The sequence below is a fragment of the Acetobacter senegalensis genome (genome assembly GCF_001580995.1).
GTDB lineage: Bacteria > Pseudomonadota > Alphaproteobacteria > Acetobacterales > Acetobacteraceae > Acetobacter > Acetobacter senegalensis.
The window spans coordinates 1-23,161 of sequence record NZ_LHZU01000141.1; the positions used below are offsets into that span (position 1 = coordinate 1).

The following is a 23,161-nucleotide window of genomic DNA, read 5'->3' on the forward strand; positions in this document are numbered from 1 at the left end:
GGATCATTCCCGCCATTACGGTGCCCGACCGCAACGGCCATCCCGCCAATGTGGTGCTTGGGTTCCCCACTCTGGAGGAATATGAAACGGACAGCGCCCACGCCAACATCTATTTTGGCGCCCTGATTGGCCGTTACGCCAACCGATTGGCCAACGGAACCTTTCCGCTGGATGGCCAGACCATTCATACAACCGTCAACAACCCACCTAACACCCTGCACGGTGGCCTGAACGGGTTTGACAAGAAAATATGGCATGTGCGCCAACTCTCTGGCCTCCCCCATGCAGTGGGGGCCGAACTGACTCTGACTAGCCCGGATGGTGAAGAAGGCTTTCCCGGCACGCTGCACACCACGGTGGATTACATTCTGGATGACAGTAACCGCCTGAGCATTCGCTATCGCGCCACCACGGATCGGCCCACCGTGGTAAATCTCACCAACCACAGCTATTTCAACCTCGCAGGTGAAGGGGCCGGGTCCATTGAAAACCATACGCTCCAGATCAACGCGGACTCCTTCACGCCGGTTGATCACGCAGCCATTCCCACCGGGCAGATTGCGTCCGTCGGCAATACGCCGCTGGATTTCCGCACCCCTCATCGAATTGGCGACCATCTGCGGAGCAACCATCCTCAAATGCTGATCGGTCGCGGGTATGATCACAACTGGATCGTGAATGGATATGATGGCAAAACCCAGCGCCTTGCCGCTACGGTAACTGATCCGGTCTCAGGCCGAACGCTCTCGGTATTCACCACGCAGCCGGGCATACAGGTTTACACGTCAAATTCGCTGGATGGCACCTATGCTGGCCCCTCAGGCCACGCGTACCGCCAGACGGATGCCATTGCACTGGAAACCCAGCACTATCCTGACTCTCCCAACCATCCTGCTTTTCCAACCACCACCCTGCGCCCCGGCGAGCAGTTTGACCACACCACCAGCTTCCAGTTTGGCATAGCGGGCACCTCCACAACGCCATAAAACGGGGTGCGAGAAAGAGGGAAAGAAAGTCCGTCCGTCCCGGGAAACGGACGGCGGCTTTTCTCTTCTGCTTTCTGGTCTCCAGATTTCTTTGTGGAGAAAACACCCGATGCGCCCCTGGAAGAGCCTCTGGGGCGGGCTTCACCCTCGCTTCCCTCCAAGCACAGCACAAAAAAAAACGGGGCCTCCCGAAGAAGGCCCCGTTCCTATCCGCCAAAAGGTCTGAAAAGACTGATCAGACGGAGTAGTACATTTCAAATTCAACCGGGTGCGGCGTGTGTTCGAAGCGATACACGTCTTCCCACTTGATGTTGATGTAGCTTTCAATCTGGTCCTTGGTGAACACACCGCCAGCCAGCAGGAACTCGTGATCAGCCTGCAGCGCTTCCAGCGCTTCACGCAGGGAGCCTGCAACTGTCGGGATCTGCTTCAGTTCTTCCGGCGGAAGATCATACAGATCCTTGTCCATGGCATCGCCCGGGTGGATCTTGTTCTTGATACCATCCAGACCAGCCATCAGCATGGCAGCGAAGGCCAGATAGGGGTTAGCCGTGGGGTCCGGGAAGCGGACTTCAACGCGCTTTGCCTTGGGGTTGGTTGCGTAAGGAATACGGCAGGATGCAGACCGGTTGCGAGCGGAATAAGCCAGCAGCACAGGTGCTTCAAAGCCGGGAATCAGACGCTTGTAGGAGTTGGTGGAGGGGTTGGTGAACGCGTTCAGCGCCTTGGCGTGCTTGATGATGCCGCCGATGTAGTACAGCGCGGTATCAGACAGGTCAGCATAGCCATTGCCAGCAAAGGTCGGCTTGCCGTCTTTCCAGATGGACTGGTGAACATGCATGCCGGAGCCGTTATCCCCATAAATGGGCTTGGGCATGAACGTTGCGGTCTTGCCGTAGGACTGCGCGACGTTGTGGATACAGTATTTGTAGATCTGCATGAAGTCAGCAGAACGCACCAGCGTATCGAACTTGGTGCCCAGTTCGTGCTGGGACTGCGCCACTTCATGGTGGTGCTTTTCGATCGGCAGGCCCATTTCACCCATGGTTGCCAGCATTTCCGCACGCAGGTCGGATTCGCTGTCCACCGGAGCAACGGGGAAATAGCCGCCCTTCACGCCCGGACGATGGCCCATGTTGCCTTCCGGGTATTCCTTCAGGGAAGCGCCAGGCCCTTCAATGCTGTCCAGCTGGAACTTGCCGAAGTTGGGGCCGGTGCCAAAGAGCACGTTATCAAAGATAAAGAATTCGGCTTCCGGACCAAAGAACGCTGTATCACCCAGCCCGGTGGACTTCAGATACTGTTCTGCCAGTTTGGCGGTGGAGCGCGGGTCACGGTTATAGGGCTGCCCGGTGGACGGCTCGATAATGTCACAGAACAGGATCAACTGCGGACGGGCAGAGAACGGGTCCATTACTGCGGTTTCAGGGTCCGGCAGCAGAACCATGTCGCTTTCGTTGATGGCTTTCCAGCCAGCAATGGAAGACCCATCAAACATGAAGCCTTCGGTAAAGGTATCGTCCTCAATCGTGGTGACGTACTGCGTGGTGTGGTGCCACTTGCCGCGCGGATCTGTAAAGCGCAGGTCAACCAGTTCAACCGAATTCTCCTGAATCAGGTCAAACACCTTGGCAATTGCTGCGGCTTTGGCATCACTCGCAGACGTTGTCTTTTTCACCATTCTCTCTTCACCTACAACCTGTTGCGCACCGGAACTCTTCCAGCACAGCTAGGATTATCAAACGCACGCCATGCCCTGCGGCATATCCTGAACCCGCACAAGGGCCGGACAGCCATCAGATGGCATCTTCTCCTCTTTCCCCCGTGCGGATTCGCACCACGTCTTCCACCGGAAGGATAAAGATCTTGCCATCCCCGATTCGTCCTGTGCGGGCCGCGGCGGATATCGCCTCAACCGCCCGTTCCACCAGACTGGCGGGGCAGACAACCTCAATTTTCATCTTGGGCAGGAAATCAACAATATATTCCGCGCCACGATACAGTTCCGTGTGCCCTTTCTGCCGGCCAAAGCCCTTGGCTTCGATCACGGTAATACCCTGCAGGCCGAGTTCATGAAGGGCTTCCTTCACTTCATCCAGCTTGAACGGCTTTATGATGGCCTCGATCTTTCTCATGTCACGTCATCAATATATCACTGCTGTACCCTGTTTGAGGGGTCCGTCTTCACTGCTGCCGCACCCGTGAGGGCATGGACGCTCAAGCCGAACGCATCCAAACTTGCACGGGTTGGCCACCGGAGCAATCGGGCAGATAGGAAATAGTATCGATAAAGCACTGACCTCCCCACCCTGATGCAGGCATGGCACCAGTTTTTCCCCCTTAATTTACCCTAGACCTCAACAAGGAACCCAGACATGACAAAACCGCTGAACAGACAGTTAGCGGCGCTGCCAACCACCATTTTTACCGTTATGTCTGAACTGGCCCGCCAGCACGGAGCCATAAATCTCGGTCAGGGCTTTCCGGATACGGAAGGCCCGCACGATATTGTGCAGGCTGCGGCAGACGCCCTGCTTGACCAGCGCAATCAATATGCGCCTCTCACAGGTCTGCCAGAATTACGCGCAGCCGTAGCCCATTCAAACGCCCGGTTTCAGAGAATCGAGGTTGATCCCGAGTCTGAGGTGGTCGTGACCTCTGGTGCGACGGAAGCGCTTGCAGCATCCCTCATGGCGTTGATCGAACCGGGCGATGAGGTGGTTCTGATCGAACCCCTTTATGATACCTATCTGCCTATGGTCCGCCAGCTTGGCGGGGTCCCCCGTATCGTGCGGCTGGAACATCCCGGCTGGACCCTGCCCAGGCAAGCACTGGCGGAGGCCTTTTCCGCCCGCACCAAGGCGATTCTCCTCAACACCCCCATGAACCCCACTGGCAAAGTGTTCTCCCCCGATGAACTGACGTTCATCGCGGGGCTGCTGAAGCAGCACGATGCCTATGCCATCTGTGACGAAGTCTATGAGCACCTGACCTTCAATACCCCTCATCTCTCCCTTATGGCCCTGCCTGACATGCGGGAGCGCTGCCTGCGCATTGGCAGTGCCGGGAAAAGCTTCTCCCTGACCGGGTGGAAAGTGGGCTACGTTACCGCCCCTGCCCCGCTTGCGGCGGTGGTGGCCAAGGCTCATCAGAATCTGGTGTTCGCCACGCCCCCCAATCTTCAGCGCGCGGTGGCCTACGGCCTGAACAAGGACGAACGCTATTTTGTCGAACTCTCGGCCGATCTGGCCCACAAGCGCGATCTTCTCTCCGCCGGATTACGTGGGGTTGGGCTGGACGTCCTGCCCTGCCAAGGCAGCTACTTTGTCATGGCGGACATCACCCCGCTGGCGAATGGGCTGGATGACATGGCCTTCGCCCGCCTGCTGACAGAACAGGCCGGTGTGACCACAATCCCGGCCTCCGCCTTTTATGAACCCTCCAATGGTGCTCCCCCCACACATCTGCTGCGCTTTGCATTCTGCAAGCAGGAAAGCGTGTTGCAGGAAGCCGTAAACCGTATTGAAGCGTGGCATAAACGCATCTGAAAAAATTTTGCGCTCGTCCCTCACTCTTGCATTGACGGACGGAGCGCATTTCTCTAAACGACCCCTAGCTGTGTGGCGGACGTAGCTCAGTCGGTAGAGCGCCGGTTTGTGGTACCGGTTGTCGCGGGTTCGATCCCCGTCGTTCGCCCCAGCTATATATTTCCCTTGAAAATTAACATTTTTGTTTATGGGCCACTCAGGTTCCTCTGTTTGCAGCATGCTGTGCATGCGGCCAGCAGCCCCTGAAGCAACTGTTCTGACTGCTGCTCCGGCCTTTGCGCTTCTTTAAAAGAAGGAGAACCGGGCAAAGCCAGTCTCACTCCTCACCGCGGCATCATAAAATTCAAATCTCCTGAACTCTCAGGCCATGGTGGCGTTGTAACACCCGAACTGTAACCAGACGTGATGCAACCCGTTTTGACAGGAGATGAACAGTGCCCTTGAAGAAGGACTGCTCGCGAGACGCCCTCCAGCAAAAACGCAGACATGAACTCTGGCGTAACAGTTTTCTGTTCACACGACCGCCGATCTCCCCATCGCTCATGACACCCGAGACCAGCGCCTGTTGTTCCGCGTCCTTGCCCGCTTCTCCGGCAAAGCTTCTTGCCCCTTCCGTAGCGGACGCTTCTGGCGCGCTTTCCCTTCATGCTGCTCGCAGGAAGGCGCCCCACGGATCGTAAACAGGTCACGGCCTGGCCCCACAAGACCTTCCTGCTGCACGATTTTCCAAAAATATCAGCCATCATGAACTGGTGGCCGTTCTGCGCGTCTTCACTCATGCCGTGAACAGACGGCGAAAGGATTGCATTCCGATGCTCATTACGGACACAGACGCCCAGACCCATCAGCTCACTACTTTTCAGCCTCTCTCTTCATCCTATCTGCAACGATCACGTATTGTCGCCATTCCGGCCTGTAATGAGGCCGAACATATTGTGCCCTGCCTTATGGCCCTTGCCCGGCAGGAAGACTTCCTGCCCCACAAAGTAATTGTATGGGTCAACAACACACAGGATGACACCCGGCAACAGATTCACGCCTTGCAGGATGCCCTGCCTTTTGCGGTAGAAAGCGTTTCTGTTTCCTATTCACCAGATCAGGCGCATGCAGGCCGTGCCCGGCATGATGCCATGGCCCATGCAGCCCAACACGCACCACCCGATGCCCTTCTTTTTACCACAGATGCAGATGGAGAAGTTGCACCAGACTGGATGAAGCAGACCCTTGAAGCGTTCATCCGCTACAATGTCGCCGCCGTTTTTGGGCGAGCCCTTCTCCTTCCTTCCGAATTTCAGAAAATTCCTTTGCATCTGCATCAGGATGACGAGAAGGAGCAAGCCTACGCGGCTTTACTGGAACACATCAAAGCCCTTCTGGTACCAACCCCCTATGACCCATGGCCCCGCCATAACGAACGCTCGGGTGCCAGTATTGCTGTAACCCGCGAAGCATGGCAGCAGGTGGGCGGTATTCCGCCTGAACCTTTGAGTGAAGATCGGGCCTTTTACACCGCATTAAGGCAGGCGGCCCTCCCCGTACGCCACGCCCCAGACGTGAAAGTCTATGTCTCCGCGCGTCTGGTAGGGCGCGCCCGTGGGGGCATGGCTGATACCATTGCCCGACGCATCATGCAGCAGGATGATTATCTGGATGACGCACTGGAACCCGTTTCCATATGCATGCTGCGGACGAGGCGTCCACTCAAAGAGAATAAGAAATATCTTGATATAAAAAATATTCTTTCAAATTCCCCAAAAAAACCTGTTCGCGTAAAGCGTGCTGACCTGCACCTGCATCTCCGCAGAGCCCAACGCGTCATTGATTTTCTGCTTCACAAACAGGCCTACTCGTTTTTTACGGTGCCGCATACCGCAGGCGATCCAGCCGGTAGGTCTCGCCCCGCTCAGTATGGTCGGTCACCCAATGATATTGATGACAAGCCTGAATAAAGCATTCGGCAGCTTCATCTCCAGTGCAAGGCGTATCTGTTTCGCCGGTCCAGTTAACCGTCATTAACGTTGCAGCCTGTGACAGATTTTCCATAATGCGTTCAACAAGTTTTTTAATATCGCCCGGTGCCATGAAATACAGAACTTCTGAAATCACGATCATATCGCAGCCACCTACCGCAGATATGGGGTAATCTTCGGGTAAAAACCCTTCAAAAAATTTTACGTTTTTCAAATCAGAACATCTGTTCCGGGCTATATGTAAGGCCGTGGAAGACGCATCCACCGCCAGAACGCGCCCACACCGTGCAGCAAGAGCCTTGGTGCCCACCCCTACGGCACACCCGAGTTCAACACAGAAATTGATCTGCTGCTTTGGTAGGCATGACAGAAGACGAGACAGTTTTTCCTGTTCATACAGACTATTTTCAAAATTCCACGGATCAGGATTTTTCTGAAACAGGGCATCAAAAATATCGGGAGACCATGTTTTCTTGGTCATGACAAAAGATAGATTTCATATGTCTGAATGATCTTTTCCAACAGATTTTCCGGCATGACAAATCCATCTGGATCATCCTGTATCACTAGCCCGCGCTGGCTTTCATGAGCCTCCACCGCATGCCGTTTTGTGGCCAGATGCGCGCCTATGTCTAACCGCCACCCTGCTGGAAAAGGTTGATCAAGAACACCGTCAGACGGCAGGGTAAGACCCCAGACCGGATAAGCCAGCAAGCGCAGATGGGGCAACATGGCTTTCAAAACTTTCCCCATCAGCCACACAGCTTCATGATCACAATGCGGATCATGCCGCCATGGCACCAGAAGCGTATTGCAATCATAATGGAGGGCCAATTCGGCCAAACGATCCACAGTGCTCCTGAATTCCTGCCCTTCTGTTGGAACCGCCGTATCACGCAGGCCCAGAAAATAAAGGCGTTCCGGGGGAAGGCCCAGAATTCTTGCAGCCTCGCGCGCCTCTTTCTCTCTTTGCTGCGTCAGGCGCTCCTCCGGCCACTCTCGTGATGCTGGATGAGAGCCTGACCCATCTGAAACGATCACCACCACTGGCGGGCGGCCTCTGGCCACAGCTTCAGCAATAAAGCCGCCACATCCCAGACTTTCATCATCTGGGTGCGGAGCAAGAATCAACGCCGTTCCTGGCGCTATTTCTTCAATATCCCTTACCGGAAGGCGGAAAAGTTCTGAAATGAGCTCTCCATTTTTCATGATCTATCTTCCGGCCATTCACGGTCTGCAAACCACGCTGCCGCTTCTGTCAGGGTTTCATCAGGGGCCGGTTGGCGCAGATACGTGGCCAAATCCCGTAGTGTCTGTTCAACACGCTTACCGTGAATAAATGCGGAAAGCCCCAGCGCCTGCTGAACCAGCGTTATAAGCTGCACGCCCGCCTGCTCAACAGCAATACGGGCCAGATTCACCATGGCTGCGCACTCCTCTGGTTCAGCAGGCGTGCCATAAACAGATCGGGCTGCACGATGCACCCACAGGCTTGCCGTCTCGCGCAGAATAAGCGCTTCACCAATACGCCGCTGTTGATGCGGATTTTCCGCCCGCCCCCGCGCCTGAAGCTCTTGACGCATCAGGTCCACCAGCACATCCATGCCGCCCAGCGCTACGGCTGACCCACGCCATGCCCCGGCAGAAAATTCCGGTTGCCGCAAATAATCACCAGGCCGGCCGATAATCGCATCGGGTGAAATCTCCATTCCGGAAAAATTGTGGGCGCCAGTTCCACTCCCTGCCATACCTGTCAGGTGGCCGGGCCCTTTGCCAATCCGCTCAGGCTCATCGGTAGAGACCAGAACCATGACGTCCTGCCCCAGTGCATTCCGTGCAGTGATCAGGGCCATACCCACCTGGCGCACGCCACTACAGAACCCTTTAGCTCCCTTTAACTGATACCCGGTTGCCGTCAGTTCCAACGTGACCGGCTGGGCACCGTCAGTCACCCAGATTCCGCCCAGAACGCCTTGTTTCACAAAAGCAGCCAAAGCGTTCCGTTGGGTGTCCGAACCATACAGGGACACAAGCCGCACAACATTGATATGCCCTTCCAGACATCGCCCCAGAGACAGGCTCAGTCGCCCCGAAATGCGCAGCAGATCAATCAGCCCTTGCATTCCCTCAGGCGATTCATGCAGCCCTAATCCACCATTTTTGACAGGCAACGCAGCAGACAATGTCCCCAGTTGCGTCAGTTGATCCAACAATACCGAGGGAAACGCGCCTTCTTCCCCTCCTGAAATGGTCGAAGGATGAGCCGCGCAAAGCCGCTTTAACGCGCTGCGGAAAGCGGCAATATCCTGCGTTTTTTCGGGCAGATAGCAAACGGGCATGACTGGCGTTCTCCCTGCTGACACCGGGTGCCAGAACACGCACCAAACGCATCAGAAAAGAAGAAGTTCATCTTTCGTCCTCTCTGCCAGGCACGGAACCAACGCGCAAAGACCCGTTTGAAAGGCTTCCGTGACCCTGTTTTTCTATAAAAAGAGAAGATCGGCTGGATAATATCTTGAGGGTCAGAGAGCAAGAACTGTTATTTTTGTGTCATATTTTTTTATTTTGTTTGTTTTTTAGATTAGGATAACTCTTATCCACCAGAGATAATATTGAAAAAGAGACGATCATGCTTGTCCCTAAAAGAATTTCCTGGCTTCATATATCATATACTTTTCTTGCAATTGCTGTTCTCTCTCTGTGGTCTGGATACAGTAAATCGCATCTTCCCATCAAAATTTTGTATTTTATTCCTATTTTCCTGTCTTTAAGAATTTTATGGAAATCAAGAAAAAATAAGTAACCCAATATTCTCTCGTTCTTTCATAAAATCATATGACCTGCCTCTTGATCAGGAACCATAGAAAAAGCCATGTTTTCCATCTGTGATTGGGAAGCTACGAGAACGCCTTAAGGAATGGCGAGTATTATCCTGAGCTTCTTTTCCATCGCCTCAATCATGATCTGGATGGTCTGAATGGCGATCAGAGCGAGAGGCTGTTTGAGCCGTTTGTCTGCTCAGCGTGATAGGTCTTTATATAGCGGAATAGTTTGGATTTTTGTGCCTATGGCCCGTAGTGCTCTCCCAATCCACCTGCCGGGTTCAAAACACCAATCACCAACTCGGAATTGATGGTGTTTCAAACAGGCTCTCAGCGGAAGAACCAGCGGGGCAGAAGAAAGGGGTAAAATCCCGTTTCTTCTACCCCGTTACCATAAATGTGCGGAAATTATTCCGCTTGCCGGGCTTCCTGCGCGGCACGATGCTGCGCATCCCACCGGCGGGTGAACGGCAGGCACAGTGCAAAAAGCAACGTGCAACCAACAGCCAACAAGAACAGGGTGCGGAACAACCCTGCATAGATAGGCAATGTTACAGATGGGTCCCCACCACTTACGGCAGACCCCATAGCAGCCAGATTGGCCATCATGCTGCCCAGATACATGGCGACCCCGTTTGATACACAATAACTGCCCATCATGAAGCCGCCCACATTGGCAGGCACATAACGCGCCACCACGGCCAGACCCAGAGCACTGATCAGCAACTCTCCAACAGACAAGGCACCGTAAGCCCAGAACATCACCCACGGAGACACAAGGGTTGTGCTTGTGGCCGCACTCCACCACCAGATCAGAAAGGCCAGTGCTACCAACGAGAACCCAACAATAAATTTCTCGGCAATGGGAAAACTCCATCCCCGATCTTCCATGGCTTTATACAGCCAGGACAGAACAGGGCTGGCAGCCATGATCCACACCGGATTAAGTGCCTGAAACTGCCCGGCGGACATGGAAAACAGCGGCACACCAAACAGCGTAAACTGAGACTGCACATCACGCAGCGCAAACAGCGTGAGTGACGTGACCATCTGCTGATAAAATACAAAATACAGCATGGTCTGCACAATCAACAGATAAGCCAACCGCAGGCCGGGCCGATGCGCTGGCGTTGCCCGCCGGTACAACAGAACCCAGATAATGCCGATAACCAACGCCGCAATCCAGACACAGGCCTTCCCTGCTGCGGGCACGCCCAGAATGCCCACCATGACCACAAGGGCCACCACCACCCCGGCCAGCACACCGGCAAGATGCCGGGGCACAATAAGCCGGAAATCCGGCGCGGAACCGATATTCCGCAAGCGGCTCCGGAAAATTCCATAGCAGACAAGGCCAAACACCAACCCGGCCGAACATACCAGAAAGGGCGGGCCCCACCCGTAATGCTGCTGCAACCACGGTGTTAACAGGAGCGAAAACGTGGAACCAACGTTGATGCTCATGTAATAAATGGTGAAAGCCACATCTATCCGGGCATCATCCCCTTCATAGATACGGCGTACCAGATTGGCGGCATTGGCCTTGAACAGGCCGTTCCCCAAGGCAATGACGGCCAGCGCCACGAACAGGGCAAACTGCCCACCCAGATCCAGCCCCAGCAGAGCATAGCCAATGGCCAGCACGGCGGCCCCCATTGTCATGGTGCGCCGGGACCCCAGCAGGGCGTCTCCAATCCAGCCACCAATAGCCGGGGCGGCATAGGTCACGGCGGAAAACGTGCCCCACAGCAGATTGGCCTGAGCATCATCAAACCCAAGGCGTTGCACCATATACAGCAGCAGGATGCCCTGCATGCCGTAGAACCCGAACCGTTCCCACAGTTCGATAGCCAGCACGACTGAGAAAGACTGCGAACGTGTTGGCGAAGAAGACAAAGATGCCGTCATAAAGTCCTGACCATATTGTGATAACACTCCCTAGAACAGATATGCCTACCCCGTGCAAGCTGCGGGAAACTGGCCTTTTATGAGCACACTCCGCCAAGGCAGGCACGCCTGCAACGGCTGTGCTGTCAGGAATGTGAATAGCCGCTGGCTCTCAAGGCTTTTAATTCGTTCATCCGCCTCTTGCATGATGCCCATACGCATTGCGCAAATTTTTCGAGATTTTTTCTGGAACGGATTTCAACCATGGCAAAAATCAAGGTCAAAAACCCCGTCGTAGAGATGGATGGTGATGAAATGACCCGTATTATCTGGCATTTCATCCGGGAACGGCTGATTTTGCCCTATCTCGATATTGACCTGAAATACTATGATCTGGGCATTGAACATCGTGACGCCACGGACGACAAGGTGACGGTTGAGGCAGCCGAAGCCACAAAACGCTATGGCGTTGCGGTGAAATGCGCCACCATCACCCCGGATGAAGCCCGCGTGAAGGAATTCGGGCTGAAGCGGATGTATCGCTCCCCCAATGGCACCATCCGCAACATTCTGGATGGCACCATCTTCCGCGAACCGATCATCTGCTCAAACGTGCCGCGTCTGGTTCCACACTGGACCAAACCGATTGTCATCGGTCGTCACGCCTATGGCGATATCTATCGCGCGGCGGAAACCAAGATCCCCGGCCCCGGCAAGGTTACCCTTACCTATGTGCCGGAAGGTGGCGGTGAAACCGTGACGCTGGATGTGCATGACTTCAAGGGCCCCGGTGTGGCCCTTGGCATGCACAACACCCGCGCCTCCATTGAAGGCTTTGCCCGCGCTTCCCTCTCCTACGGGCGGGATCGTGGTCTGCCGGTGTATCTGTCCACCAAGAACACCATTCTGAAAGCCTATGATGGCATGTTCAAGGATGTGTTTCAGGAAGTGTACGACAAAGAGTTCAAGGCAGACTTCGAAAAAGCCGGCCTGACCTACGAACACCGCCTGATTGATGACATGGTAGCCTGCGCCCTGAAGTGGAACGGCGGGTATGTCTGGGCCTGCAAGAACTATGATGGCGACGTGCAGAGCGACATTGTGGCACAGGGCTTTGGCAGCCTCGGGCTGATGACCTCCGTTCTGCTGAACCCCACGGGAGATGTGGTGGAAGCTGAAGCCGCCCACGGCACAGTTACCCGCCACTTCCGTGAACACCAGAAGGGCAAGCCCACCAGCACCAACCCCATTGCCTCCATTTTCGCATGGACACGCGGGCTGGCGTACCGTGGCAAGTTTGATGACACCCCGGACGTGGTGCATTTTGCTGAAACACTGGAAAAAGTGTGTATCGACACGGTGGAATCCGGCCAGATGACCAAGGACCTCGCCATTCTGGTTGGCAAGGATACAAAATGGCTGGACACGCAGCCTTTCCTTGATGTGCTGGATGCCGGGCTGAAAAAGGAACTCGCCAAATCCTGACCTGAAACATCCTTCAGGTAGCATGGCAGAGGGGGCGCTCCTGGGCGCTCCCTCTTTTTTATGGGTAATGTTGTAGGGCTACCCCATTGCGCCCGCCCGCGTGGTAGCGCAAAAAAACAGCTTTCATCAGCCGGACCAAAGGGGAGATCCGCCGCGCCATGACTGACATGCCGATTGAGACAGACGTCGCCATTATCGGCGCTGGCCCTGCCGGGCTTTTTGCCGCCTTTCAATGCGCCATGTTGCGCCTGCGGTGTTTGTTAATTGACGTTCTGCCGGAAGTAGGTGGCCAGTGCGTGGCGCTGTACCCAGAAAAACCCATCTATGATATTCCGGCCTGCCCGGCGGTAGAAGGGGCGCAGCTTATTGCCAATCTTGAAAAACAGATTGAACCTTTTGCCATCCCTCGCCTGCTGAAACACCGCATTGAAAGCCTGACCGGCCACCGCGGCGCCTTTACGCTGGGCACGGACAAAGGGGCGCAGGTCAACAGTAAGGCTGTTATCATTGCTGCCGGGGCGGGTGCTTTCGGCCCCAACCGGCCGCCACTTGATGGGCTGGATGCCTTTGAAGGCACAGGAGCCGTGCAGTATTACGTGCGCCGGAAAGCTGATTTTGAAGGCCGACGCATTGTGATTGCCGGCGGCGGCGATTCCGCACTGGACTGGGCTCTGGCGCTGAAAGACAAGGCGGAAAAACTGTATCTTGTTCACCGTCGGGATCGCTTCCGTGGCGCGCCGGAAAGCCTGCGCCTGTTGGATGAAGCTGTTGCCGCAGGGCAGATTGAAAAAGTGGTGCCTTATCAGCTTCATGCCCTGCGTGGGCAGAACGGCGTGCTGGAAGCTGTGGAGGTTGCAGATCTGGATGGCGCAACCCGTGCGCTAGAGGCCGATACCCTTCTGCCCTTCTTCGGGCTGGCAACAGACCTTGGCCCCATTGCCCGTTGGGGCGTGGATACCGTGCGTTCCACCATCCCGGTTGTGCCCTCAAGTTGTGAAACCAACATGCCCGGCGTGTTCGCCATTGGCGATGTGGCCACCTACCCCGGCAAACTGAAACTCATTCTGCAGGGCTTCAGTGAAGGGGCCATGGCTGCGCATGCCATCTACCCCATTGTGAACCCGGATCAAGCGCTGCATTTTGAATACTCCACCAGCAAAGGGGTTCCCGCTGCCTGAGACCGACCTTTGCGTCCTTTTCACTCTTATGGATAATAAGGTCTCTTGAACGGAAAGAGGGAAAGCAGCCATGCATATGATAAGGCCAGACCGCCTTCTTCTGCTTTCCCTCCCCCGAATCCCCTCGGCCTCATGAGCATACCGCCGCAGAATGGATGGGAAGGTGGCCGCCTGCTGATTGATCTGGCCGCCATTGCCGCCAACTACATGATCCTTCACTCTCTTGCGGGGCCGCAGACAGAAGCTGGCGCGGCAGTGAAAGCCAATGCCTACGGGTTGGGCCTGGCTGAAATTGCGCCTGTTTTATACGAGGCTGGCTGCCGCACTTTCTTTGTGGCGCATCTGGCCGAAGGCGTGGCCCTGCGGAGCCTGATTGCCCCGGACAGCCGTATTTTCGTGCTGCATGGCCCACCACCCGATACCGCACCCGCATTTCTGGCCCATAATCTGCTGCCCGTGCTGAACAGCCTGCCGCAGATTCAGGAATGGCAGGCTCTTGCCCAAAATGAAAAGAGTGCCCTCCCTGCGGCCTTGCAGCTGGATACCGGTATGTCCCGTTTTGGGCTGACAGAAGACGACGTGAACGCACTCAGCCACAATAACGGGCTGGCCGGAATTGAAACCATACTGGTGATGAGCCATCTGGCGTGCGCTGATACACCAGAGCACCCGCTGAACCGGCACCAACTGGACACTTTTGAACGCTTGCGTAAACGGCTGCCACCGGCTCCGGCGAGCCTCTCCGCCTCATCCGGCATATTTCTTGGGCCGGAGTGGCGGTTTGACCTCGTGCGACCAGGGGCTGCCCTATACGGAATCAATCCCACACCGGGGCAACCGAACCCAATGCAGCCCGTCATTCGGCTGCAAGCCCGTGTGATCCAGACGCGCCACGTACCGGCTGGAGCCCATGTTGGCTATGGCGCGACCTTTGTGACCCAACGCCCCACTAACATCGCATTGTTGGGCATTGGGTATGGAGATGGCTTTCCGCGAAGGCTTGGCGGAAAAGGTGTGGCCGTTTTTCCTGAACAGCCTGACATCAAACTGCCAATAATCGGGCGTATCTCCATGGACTCACTCGCTGTGGATATTACGGATCTTGCAGGGCTGCCCCCCGCGCCCGGCGTAGCTTTTGATCTGATTGGCCCCCATAACCCCCTTGATGAAACGGCTTTTCTGGCAGACACCATCGGCTACGAATTGCTGACAGATCTCGGTTCACGCTACCACCGCACCCACCACGATCCCCGGAAAGGATGACACCGTGAAAATCATCGTTCTCGGCGCCGGCGTCATTGGCACCACCTCTGCCTGGTACCTGTCCAAACTGGGCCATGAAGTGACCGTGGTGGACCGCCAGCCTGCACCCGGGCTTGAAACCTCTTTTGCCAATGCAGGGCAGGTTTCGCCCGGATATTCCACGCCCTGGGCAGGACCATCCTTGCCGTTACAGGCCATGAAGTGGATGCTCCAGCGGCACCATAGTCCGCTTGTTATCCGCAAGCGGTTTGATCTGGCCATGTTCCGGTGGATTGAGCAGCTTCTGAAAAACTGCAACGCCCATGCCTATGACATCAACAAATCCCGCATGTTGCGCGTTGCTGAATACAGCCGTGACTGTCTGGACGCGCTGCGTGAAGAAACCGGCCTGACGTATGATGACCGCCAACGCGGGCTGATCCAGCTTTTCCGCACCAACAAACAGGTGGACAAGATTCAGCGGGATATGCGCCTGCTCTCTGAAAGCGCCATTCCCCATACGCTGCTGACGGTAGACCAGATTCTGGAACACGAACCCGGCCTGGCCCATGCACGACACCTGTTGAAAGCAGGGCTGTATCTACCGGGAGATGAATCGGGCGATGCCCACGTTTTCACGCAACGCCTTGCCAAGATGGCGGAAGCTCAGGGCGTCACCTTCCTTTACAATACCACTATCAAAGGAATGGATGCCGCTGCGGATGAGATCATGTCTGTCCGCACCAGCGCTGGCCATCTGCGGGCAGATGCCTATGTCGTGTCTATGGGCAGCTACAGCCCATTATTGCTGAAACCATTGGGAATTCACCTGCCTGTTTATCCGGTAAAAGGCTATTCCCTCACGCTGCCCCTGACAGATGAAAGCCACGCCCCTTCGTCCACTGTGAATGATGAAACCTACAAGGTTGCCATCACGCGGCTGGGCAACCGTATCCGGGTAGGCGGCACGGCTGAATTAACGGGCTATAATCTGCGCCTCAGCCCGGACCGGCGCGAGACACTTGAGCTCTCGTTCTCTGAACTGTTTGGCGGGGGAGATCTGTCAGCCGCAACATACTGGACAGGCCTGCGCCCCAACACACCAGACGGCACACCCGTTATCGGCCCGGTATCCGCATTCAGAAACCTGTGGCTCAATACGGGTCATGGCACCTTGGGCTGGACCATGGCCTGTGGGTCAGGCCGTCTTATTGCTGATCTGATTCACGGCAGGAAGACCGATATCCCGGCTCTGGATCTTTCCCTCAGCCGTTACGCCTGAAGGTTTTCAAAGCAGCCCCTTAAATGCCCATAAAAAACGGGGCCGGAGAAATTCCCGGGCCCCGTTTTCTGAATCAACCCTGTTCAGGCCAAAGACAGGCGGACCTTAAGCCCGCATTGCCTCCAGATTACTGAGCAGAAGAATCGGTCCCTGAAGCATCGCCTTCAGCAGCCTTCTTGGTCTTCTTGTGACCATGATGGTGCTTCTTGCTGTGGTGCTTCTTGCTCTTCTTTTTGGTGCCTTCTTCCTTGCCGGTTTCAGCAGCACCAGAAGGAGCCGGAGCAGCTTCCGGGGTGGTCGGGGCTTCAGCGGTCGGAGCAGAAGGCGCAGCCGGTGCCGTAGCAGGCGCTTCCTGAGCAAAAGACGGAGCAGCCGCGCCCAGCAGAGCAACAGTGGACAGAGCTGCGAGAAGACGACGAGAAATCATGAAAAATGTCTCCAAGAATAATCAGGCCCATCTAGACCATGATTTATAATGCCAGAGCGGTGTATGAGATCATGCATACGGCTGGCTTGGCATGAATCATATCATGCTGCAAAACGCGCGTCTCGCACTATAATTCTAAAAAACAGAAGCGTGCCGTGAGTTTGACGCAAGGCCACCTAACTCCCGACACAATCTCCTACAAGAGGGAAACCGGGCAGATGCCTGATTCCCCTCCTTCTGGCGAAGCACCCTGTTTTCAGGCGGCAAATACTTTGGATATCGCTGCCTGAGCTTCATCCTGAATCGCTTTCAGATGCGCTTCACTTTTGAAGCTTTCGGCATAGATCTTGTAAACATCTTCCGTGCCGGACGGACGTGCTGCAAACCATCCATTTTCGGTCACAACCTTAAGGCCGCCAATCGGCGCATCATTCCCCGGCGCCCGTGTCAGCTTGCTGATGATCTTGTCCCCTGCAAGGGTTTCCAGCGGAAACTGCTCGGGTGTCAGCTTGCTCAGCTTGGCTTTCTGTTCGGGGGAAGCCGGAGCATCAATGCGGGCGTAGTAAGGTGTACCCAGACGCGCGATGATCTCATGATAATGCACGCTCGGGTTCTTACCCGTTTTGGCCGTAATTTCCGCCGCCAGCAGGCCGAGAATGATCCCGTCCTTATCCGTGGTCCAGACCGTGCCATCACGCCGCAGGAAGGTGGCACCAGCACTTTCTTCCCCCCCGAAACCGAGGGAACCATCAAGCAGGCCGGGCACAAACCATTTCAGCCCAACGGGTACTTCCACCAGTTTACGCCCGATATCCTTGGCAACACGGTCAATCAGGCCACTGCTGACCAGCGTTTTGCCAATGCCCAGATCCTTGCCCCATTCCGGACGATTCTGGAACAGATAGGAAATTGCTACAGCCAGATAATGGTTGGGGTTCATCAGGCCATCCGGCTGCGCCACAATACCGTGCCGGTCTGCATCCGTATCGTTAGCGAAAGCCACATCAAAACGGTCACCCATCTCGATCAGGCGCGCCATGGCATAAGGAGAGGAGCAGTCCATGCGGATCTGTCCGTCCCAGTCGGCCGTCATGAAGGAAAATGTCGGGTCCACTTCCGTGCTGACAACCGTGGCGTTCAGGCCGTAGCGGTCAATAATCGGCTGCCAGTACCCCACAGCAGCGCCACCCAGCGGATCAATGCCAATCTTTACCCCGGCATCCCGAATGGCCTTCATATCAATAACGGCGTCCAGATCTTCCACATACGGGGTCACGTAATCATGGCCCTTGATGCAGGCGGCTTTTTTGGCCTCTTCATACGGCAGGCGTTTTACATCTTTCATGCCATCAGCAAGAAAGCCGTTCGCCATATCCTGAATGGCCTTGGTAATGCTTGTATCCGCCGGGCCGCCATTGGGGGGATTATATTTAAACCCGCCATCAGAAGGCGGGTTGTGGGAAGGCGTGATCACCACCCCATCGGCCAGCCCCGTGGTGCGGCCTTTGTTATAGGTCAGAATGGCATGGGAAATAACGGGCGTGGGTGTGTAACCGCCTTTTTCATCAATCCGCACATCCAGACCATGTGCGGCAAAAACCTCGATAGCGGATTTCTGGGCCGGGCCGGAAAGAGCATGGGAATCCATGCCGATAAACAGCGGTCCATCAATACCTTCCGCCTTCCGGTGGCGGCTGATGGCCTCGCAAATAGCCAGAATATGATTTTCGTTAAAGCTCGTATGGAATGAAGAGCCACGATGCCCGGATGTACCAAAGGACACACGCTGCGTTGGGATCGAAACATCAGGCTTGCGATCATAATAGGCAGCAATCAGTGCTGGAATATCCGTCAGTTGAGCAGAAGGAAGAGTCTTGCCGGCCATAGGGCTGATCTGAACCATTACTGTAAAAATCCTTACATCTCTACGGGCTATCGGCTAACGCCCGAACTCCTGAATGGCATGCAGAAAACCATGGATTGTGCTGGATGCCCAGAGAGGAGTGGCCCGACAGCAGGAAAAAGCGGGCAGACTAGTGCCCCTTGCCATCACCTCATGCTTTACGAATCACCGTCGCGGTAATGGTCTGGTGCGGTTCAAACCCGAGCGCAGCATACAGAGCGATAGCGGCCGTATTGCTGGAATAGGAATGGAGGAATGGCTGCTCCCCCCTGGCCAGAATACGGCGGGCCACCACCCGCATGAGGAACCGTGCATAGCCACGGCCCCGATAGTCAGGATGCGTGCAGACCCCGCTGACTTCCGTAAAATTTCCGGGTTTCAGCCGCTCACCCGCCATGGCGACCAACCGCCCCTGATCGCGAATGCCCACAAATGCCCCCAGCCGATACGTCTGAGGCAAAAACGGACCGGGAGCCGTCAGTCTGGCAAGGGCCAGCATATCAGCGGCATCCACCTTCCCCAGATCACAGTATGAAAGAGTGCTGTCTTCAGCAGGCACATCCCGCGCCACCATCTGAAGGCATTCCGCCGAACGCACTTTTCTGATCTGGGGAGGAAAAACCGCTTGTTCCTTTTCCATCACCCAGAGTTCTGCGCCGTCCGCCAGAGCCACCAGCGCGTCCCAGTTTTGCGCACTGTCCTCCCTGACGGCGCCAAACGGACTGATAGCCGGGTCAAAACAGCGCACGACGTCATTGCCCTTTGAGAGCGCAGCCTGCCGCCCCGTGAGCGCGTTCCAGACAGGCCTGTCCAACACGTTCCGGGCCGCACGCGCTTCACCCGCGGGAGAAGAGGCTTCTGACAGCAGCCGTCTGGCTGTGGTGAGTGCTGATGCCAGTTCCTGCTGCCCTGCTTTATCCAGACGGGTAAGAACGGCCGCAATTTCATCATGCTGGCGTTGATCAATATCCGAGAAAAGCGCCCACCCCTCCGCCGTCAGACTGATGGGGCGGGAGCGTCCATCCTGGCCGGAGCGATCGCGCGAAACCCAGCCGTGCTTTTCAAAACGACTGATCATCCGGCTGAGGTACCCCCGATCCAACCCAAGCATGGCCTGCAAGGCGCTGGCCTGCACCGGTTCATTCCCGGCTATTTCCAGCAGCAGGCGGGCTTCTGAAAGGCTGACCCTGCTTCCCAGAAAATGGGTATCCAGCGCGCCAATAAAACGCGTGTAAAACCGATTGAATGTCCGGATGGCGTCTATTGTCTGCTGCATTTCGGCAGGATGCAGGCAATTAGTTGCTAAAGTCAACTATATATCCCGTCATTTCCTTTCCGCCCTACGTGGCTGAACTGCCCACACACATCCCGCACAGGATGATGTCACTCTTCCTTTGACAAAACCTGCTCATCGGAGGGCTGATAAAGAGAGAATAAAGCAAGGAAAGGCACACCATGAGGAGACGACATTTTTTATGGGGCAGTTCCGCCTTGCTCGCCACACCCGCTATCGCTGGCACATCAGCGCCCATCGTGATCTCGCAGTATGAGAACGAGACCGGTGGTCACGTTGGTTTCTACGCAGAAAATACAAAAACCAGAGCAACTCTTGGCTGGCGGACAGACGAACGCTTTGTCATGTGCAGCACATTCAAGGCCTCCCTTGCGGCTTGTGTGCTGGCCCGCGTTGACAAAGGACTGGATACTCTTGAACGCCCGCTCTCTTACACTGCGGCGGATATCGGGGATCTTTACGCGCCTGTCGCCAAGGCCAATCTGGCAAAAGGCCAGATGACCATCCGAGAACTCTGTGCTGGCGCGGTAGAGCAGAGTGATAACACCTGCGCCAATCTGCTACTGGCCCACATTGGCGGGCCTTCTGCTCTAACGGCTTTCTGGCGGCATCTTGGGGACAAAACAACACGCCTTGATAATGTGGAGCCCTACCTGAACCGCACTCCACCGGGCGGCATACAGAACACCACCACCCCGCGCTCCATGGCTTTTATTCTACAGCATCTGGTGTCGGGACCGGTTCTGTCCGCTCCCTTCCGCACTATCCTGACAGACTGGCTCATCAGATGCCGGACGGGCGAGCACCGGCTCCGCGCAGGGCTTCCGAGCGCATGGAAGATTGGAGATAAAACAGGCAATAATGGCGAGGATGCTGCAGGAGATATTGCCGTTATCTGGCCGCACCCTGAAACCAGCATTGTTGTCTGCGCCTACACTCGGGGCGGCCACCCGACGGAACAGCAGCTTTCCTCTGTTTTTGCGGGGATAGGCAAACTGGTGGCAACACGGCTGACAGCCTGACACATCGCGGCAGGCCTCCCGATACAAAAAAACCTGCCTGCATTTTCATGCAGACAGGCTTCCTTCGGGCAATTACCCCGTTCCTTTTACAAGACGGCTACGCCTTGCAATCAGACTGACGCTTAGGACGCATCACCCTTACGTTCACGCTTCTTGCGTTCGTTCGGGTCCAGATAGCGCTTGCGCAGACGGATGGCAGATGGTGTCACTTCCACCAGTTCATCGTCTTCGATGTAGGCAATCGCCTGTTCCAGAGACATACGGCGCGGCGGGACCAGCAGCAGAGCTTCATCCTTGCCTGCGGCACGAATGTTGGTCAGCTTCTTTTCACGGACTGCGTTCACTTCCAGATCATTTTCACGGGAATGCTCACCGATGATCATGCCCACGTAAACTTTTTCACCCGCATTCACAAACAGCGTACCACGGTCCTGCAGAGAGAACAGGGAATACTGGGTGGTTGAACCATCTTCCGCAGAGATCAGAGACCCGTTACGGCGGCCTTCAATGGTGCCAGCATAAGGCTGATACCCATAGAACAGGCGGTTCATGATACCCGTGCCGCGCGTGTCGGTCAGGAATTCGCCATGATACCCAATCAGCCCGCGAGACGGGATGATGAAGGTCAGACGCACCTTGTCCCCACCAGACGGACGCATATCCTGCATCTGCCCCTTACGCTGAGACATCTTTTCCACAACCACGCCGGAATAGGGCTCATCCACGTCAATGGTGACTTCTTCGAACGGTTCTTCCCGCTCACCCGTTTCCTCGTTCGTGCTGAACAGCACGCGCGGACGGCCGATGGTCAGTTCAAACCCTTCACGACGCATGGTTTCAATCAGCACGCCAAGCTGAAGTTCACCACGGCCAGCCACTTCAAAAGCTTCGCTTTCCGGGCTGTCAGTCACGCGGATAGCAATGTTACTTTCCGTTTCCTTGAACAGACGGTCACGAATCTGGCGAGACGTCACCTTCTTGCCTTCACGACCACCCAGAGGGCCGTCGTTCAGACGGAACGTCATGGACAGGGTCGGCGGATCAACCGGAATGGCTTCAAGCGGTGCAGCCACTTCGGGGGACGCGATGGTGTCAGGAATAGTGGCTTCGGACAGACCGGCCACGGCCACAATGTCCCCAGCTTCCACTTCATCAACTGCCACACGGTCCAGCCCACGGAAGGACAGCAGCTTGGTCAGACGGCCAGTTTCCACCACAGAGCCATCAGCCCGCAGCACCTTTACCGGCATGTTGACCTTGGCGCGGCCCTGTTCCACACGGCCCGTCAGCACACGGCCGAGGAAGTTGTCGTTTTCAAGGATGGTGGCCGTCATGGCGAACGGCTTTTCCTTGTCCAGCTTGGGTGCGGGAACATGCTTCAGGATCAACTCGAACATCGGGCTGAGGTCCTTGCGCGGTCCATCAAGCTCAACATCGGCCCAGCCCTGACGGCCAGAAGCGTACAGCATGGGGAAATCAAGCTGTTCATCATTGGCGCCAAGAGCCGCGAACAGATCAAAGATTTCGTTATGCACTTCGTCCGGGCGGGCATCGCCACGGTCAATCTTGTTCACAACCACAATCGGCTTCAGGCCACGGGCCAGAGCCTTGCCCACCACAAATTTGGTCTGCGGCAATGCGCCTTCAGCGGAGTCGACCAGCACAATCGCGCCGTCCACCATGCTGAGAATACGTTCCACTTCTCCGCCGAAGTCGGCGTGTCCGGGAGTATCGATAATGTTGATCCGGGTGTTCTGCCACACAACGGAGGTGCACTTGGCCAGAATGGTGATGCCCCGCTCACGTTCCAGATCATTGCTGTCCATGGCGCGTTCAGCAACCTGCTGATGCTCATGGAATGAGCCAGACTGCTTCAGCAGTTCGTCAACGAGAGTGGTCTTGCCATGATCGACGTGTGCAATGATGGCGATATTACGGATATCCATGAAAGGTGCCTGATTGTCCCTGCGCGTTCTGCCGCCACCAGTCATGCAAACGGGGCGGTTGAGTTGCGGTATAAAGAATGCTGGCCCCGTTGATAAGCGCCAGCGTGCAGAAATGCACGTAAAATCCTCACAAGGCGCCCAGAACCTGCCAGCAGGCCTTGCTGCTACG

The 23,161-nt window shown here is 55.8% G+C and carries 18 protein-coding genes and 1 tRNA gene; 9 read left to right on the forward strand and 10 right to left on the reverse strand.

Translation table 11 applies throughout. The features are described 5' to 3' along the window. Window positions 1-986: aldose epimerase family protein (locus AD948_RS12860; protein WP_061472280.1), on the forward strand; the 986-nt coding region annotated here is incomplete at its 5' end. Window positions 987-1,221: 235 nt separating this feature from the next. Here AD948_RS12860 and glnA read toward each other — a convergent pair. Both glnA and AD948_RS12870 read right to left on the reverse strand, forming a co-directional pair. Further along, complete coding sequence (gene glnA / locus AD948_RS12865) at window positions 1,222-2,667, reverse strand: type I glutamate--ammonia ligase (RefSeq protein WP_006557469.1); 1,446 nt, start codon at window positions 2,665-2,667, stop codon at window positions 1,222-1,224. 115 nt (window positions 2,668-2,782) lie between these two features. Continuing rightward, a complete protein-coding gene (locus AD948_RS12870) occupies window positions 2,783-3,121 on the reverse strand; it encodes a P-II family nitrogen regulator (RefSeq protein WP_006557470.1) in 339 nt (112 codons plus the stop codon). Window positions 3,122-3,361: 240 nt separating this feature from the next. Here AD948_RS12870 and AD948_RS12875 point away from each other — a divergent pair, with 240 nt between their 5' ends. The 3 genes from AD948_RS12875 to AD948_RS12885 all read left to right on the forward strand — a co-directional run bounded on the left by AD948_RS12875 (window position 3,362) and on the right by AD948_RS12885 (window position 6,483). Continuing rightward, window positions 3,362-4,534, forward strand: a complete 1,173-nt coding sequence (locus tag AD948_RS12875) for an aminotransferase (RefSeq protein ID WP_061472281.1) — start codon at window positions 3,362-3,364, stop codon at window positions 4,532-4,534. A gap of 75 nt (window positions 4,535-4,609) precedes the next feature. Continuing rightward, window positions 4,610-4,685, forward strand: a tRNA-His gene (locus AD948_RS12880). A gap of 661 nt (window positions 4,686-5,346) precedes the next feature. Beyond that, a complete protein-coding gene (locus tag AD948_RS12885; protein WP_061472282.1) occupies window positions 5,347-6,483 on the forward strand; it encodes a glycosyltransferase in 1,137 nt (378 codons plus the stop codon). Here the strand turns inward: AD948_RS12885 and AD948_RS17850 are convergent. The 4 genes from AD948_RS17850 to AD948_RS12900 form a co-directional block, all read right to left on the reverse strand. Then, on the reverse strand, window positions 6,389-6,985 hold the full coding sequence (locus tag AD948_RS17850; protein ID WP_082782443.1) for a class I SAM-dependent DNA methyltransferase: 597 nt from the start codon (window positions 6,983-6,985) through the stop codon (window positions 6,389-6,391). The genes AD948_RS12885 and AD948_RS17850 overlap by 95 nt on opposite strands. Next, window positions 6,982-7,713, reverse strand: coding sequence for a PIG-L deacetylase family protein (locus AD948_RS12890; protein ID WP_061472283.1), 732 nt, complete (start codon window positions 7,711-7,713; stop codon window positions 6,982-6,984). The genes AD948_RS17850 and AD948_RS12890 overlap by 4 nt, the downstream gene beginning before the upstream one ends. After that, window positions 7,710-8,843, reverse strand: a complete 1,134-nt coding sequence (locus AD948_RS12895) for an acyl-CoA dehydrogenase family protein (protein ID WP_061472284.1) — start codon at window positions 8,841-8,843, stop codon at window positions 7,710-7,712. The genes AD948_RS12890 and AD948_RS12895 overlap by 4 nt, the downstream gene beginning before the upstream one ends. Before the next feature lie 891 nt (window positions 8,844-9,734). Further along, window positions 9,735-11,234, reverse strand: coding sequence for a peptide MFS transporter (locus tag AD948_RS12900; protein ID WP_061472285.1), 1,500 nt, complete (start codon window positions 11,232-11,234; stop codon window positions 9,735-9,737). 243 nt (window positions 11,235-11,477) lie between these two features. Between AD948_RS12900 and AD948_RS12905 the strand changes: the two genes are divergently transcribed. From AD948_RS12905 to AD948_RS12920, 4 genes are all read left to right on the forward strand, one after another. After that, window positions 11,478-12,698 carry an NADP-dependent isocitrate dehydrogenase gene (locus AD948_RS12905; RefSeq protein ID WP_058988418.1) on the forward strand — a complete coding sequence of 407 codons (1,221 nt, stop codon included), beginning with the start codon at window positions 11,478-11,480 and terminating at the stop codon, window positions 12,696-12,698. A 158-nt stretch (window positions 12,699-12,856) separates the two neighbouring features. Next, the gene (locus tag AD948_RS12910) at window positions 12,857-13,876 is read left to right on the forward strand and encodes an NAD(P)/FAD-dependent oxidoreductase (protein WP_035378025.1); all 1,020 of its coding nucleotides are present in this window, start codon (window positions 12,857-12,859) and stop codon (window positions 13,874-13,876) included. Between the two features lie 132 nt (window positions 13,877-14,008). Further along, complete coding sequence (gene alr / locus AD948_RS12915; protein WP_061472286.1) at window positions 14,009-15,139, forward strand: alanine racemase; 1,131 nt, start codon at window positions 14,009-14,011, stop codon at window positions 15,137-15,139. A gap of 4 nt (window positions 15,140-15,143) precedes the next feature. Continuing rightward, window positions 15,144-16,400 (forward strand): D-amino acid dehydrogenase, encoded by a 1,257-nt coding sequence (locus AD948_RS12920; protein ID WP_006557483.1) that lies wholly within the window; start codon window positions 15,144-15,146, stop codon window positions 16,398-16,400. Between the two features lie 127 nt (window positions 16,401-16,527). On the opposite strand, the gene AD948_RS12925 is transcribed toward AD948_RS12920, so the two are convergent. The 3 genes from AD948_RS12925 to AD948_RS12935 form a co-directional block, all read right to left on the reverse strand. After that, entirely contained in the window at window positions 16,528-16,827 is a 300-nt protein-coding gene (locus AD948_RS12925) for a hypothetical protein (RefSeq protein WP_061472287.1), read from the reverse strand. Window positions 16,828-17,083: 256 nt separating this feature from the next. Beyond that, window positions 17,084-18,730, reverse strand: coding sequence for a phosphoglucomutase (alpha-D-glucose-1,6-bisphosphate-dependent) (gene pgm / locus AD948_RS12930; protein WP_061472288.1), 1,647 nt, complete (start codon window positions 18,728-18,730; stop codon window positions 17,084-17,086). Between the two features lie 151 nt (window positions 18,731-18,881). Further along, the gene (locus AD948_RS12935; protein ID WP_248846023.1) at window positions 18,882-20,042 is read right to left on the reverse strand and encodes a GNAT family N-acetyltransferase; all 1,161 of its coding nucleotides are present in this window, start codon (window positions 20,040-20,042) and stop codon (window positions 18,882-18,884) included. A 143-nt stretch (window positions 20,043-20,185) separates the two neighbouring features. Here AD948_RS12935 and bla point away from each other — a divergent pair, with 143 nt between their 5' ends. Beyond that, complete coding sequence (gene bla, locus AD948_RS12940) at window positions 20,186-21,046, forward strand: class A beta-lactamase (RefSeq protein ID WP_061472289.1); 861 nt, start codon at window positions 20,186-20,188, stop codon at window positions 21,044-21,046. A gap of 122 nt (window positions 21,047-21,168) precedes the next feature. Here bla and typA read toward each other — a convergent pair whose 3' ends face one another. Beyond that, window positions 21,169-22,992: a translational GTPase TypA gene (gene typA, locus AD948_RS12945; protein ID WP_045543003.1), complete on the reverse strand. Its 1,824-nt coding sequence runs from the start codon at window positions 22,990-22,992 to the stop codon at window positions 21,169-21,171. Between the last annotated feature and the right edge of the window lie 169 nt (window positions 22,993-23,161).

Coding starts and splice junctions, on each gene's coding strand:
- glnA (WP_006557469.1), bottom strand. CDS start 2,667: ATGGTGAAAAAGACAACGTCTGCGAGTGATGCCAAAGCCGCAGCAATT.
- AD948_RS12870 (WP_006557470.1), bottom strand. CDS start 3,121: ATGAGAAAGATCGAGGCCATCATAAAGCCGTTCAAGCTGGATGAAGTG.
- AD948_RS12875 (WP_061472281.1), top strand. CDS start 3,362: ATGACAAAACCGCTGAACAGACAGTTAGCGGCGCTGCCAACCACCATT.
- AD948_RS12885 (WP_061472282.1), top strand. CDS start 5,347: ATGCTCATTACGGACACAGACGCCCAGACCCATCAGCTCACTACTTTT.
- AD948_RS17850 (WP_082782443.1), bottom strand. CDS start 6,985: ATGACCAAGAAAACATGGTCTCCCGATATTTTTGATGCCCTGTTTCAG.
- AD948_RS12890 (WP_061472283.1), bottom strand. CDS start 7,713: ATGAAAAATGGAGAGCTCATTTCAGAACTTTTCCGCCTTCCGGTAAGG.
- AD948_RS12895 (WP_061472284.1), bottom strand. CDS start 8,843: ATGCCCGTTTGCTATCTGCCCGAAAAAACGCAGGATATTGCCGCTTTC.
- AD948_RS12900 (WP_061472285.1), bottom strand. CDS start 11,234: ATGACGGCATCTTTGTCTTCTTCGCCAACACGTTCGCAGTCTTTCTCA.
- AD948_RS12905 (WP_058988418.1), top strand. CDS start 11,478: ATGGCAAAAATCAAGGTCAAAAACCCCGTCGTAGAGATGGATGGTGAT.
- AD948_RS12910 (WP_035378025.1), top strand. CDS start 12,857: ATGACTGACATGCCGATTGAGACAGACGTCGCCATTATCGGCGCTGGC.
- alr (WP_061472286.1), top strand. CDS start 14,009: ATGAGCATACCGCCGCAGAATGGATGGGAAGGTGGCCGCCTGCTGATT.
- AD948_RS12925 (WP_061472287.1), bottom strand. CDS start 16,827: ATGATTTCTCGTCGTCTTCTCGCAGCTCTGTCCACTGTTGCTCTGCTG.
- pgm (WP_061472288.1), bottom strand. CDS start 18,730: ATGGTTCAGATCAGCCCTATGGCCGGCAAGACTCTTCCTTCTGCTCAA.
- bla (WP_061472289.1), top strand. CDS start 20,186: ATGAGGAGACGACATTTTTTATGGGGCAGTTCCGCCTTGCTCGCCACA.
- typA (WP_045543003.1), bottom strand. CDS start 22,992: ATGGATATCCGTAATATCGCCATCATTGCACACGTCGATCATGGCAAG.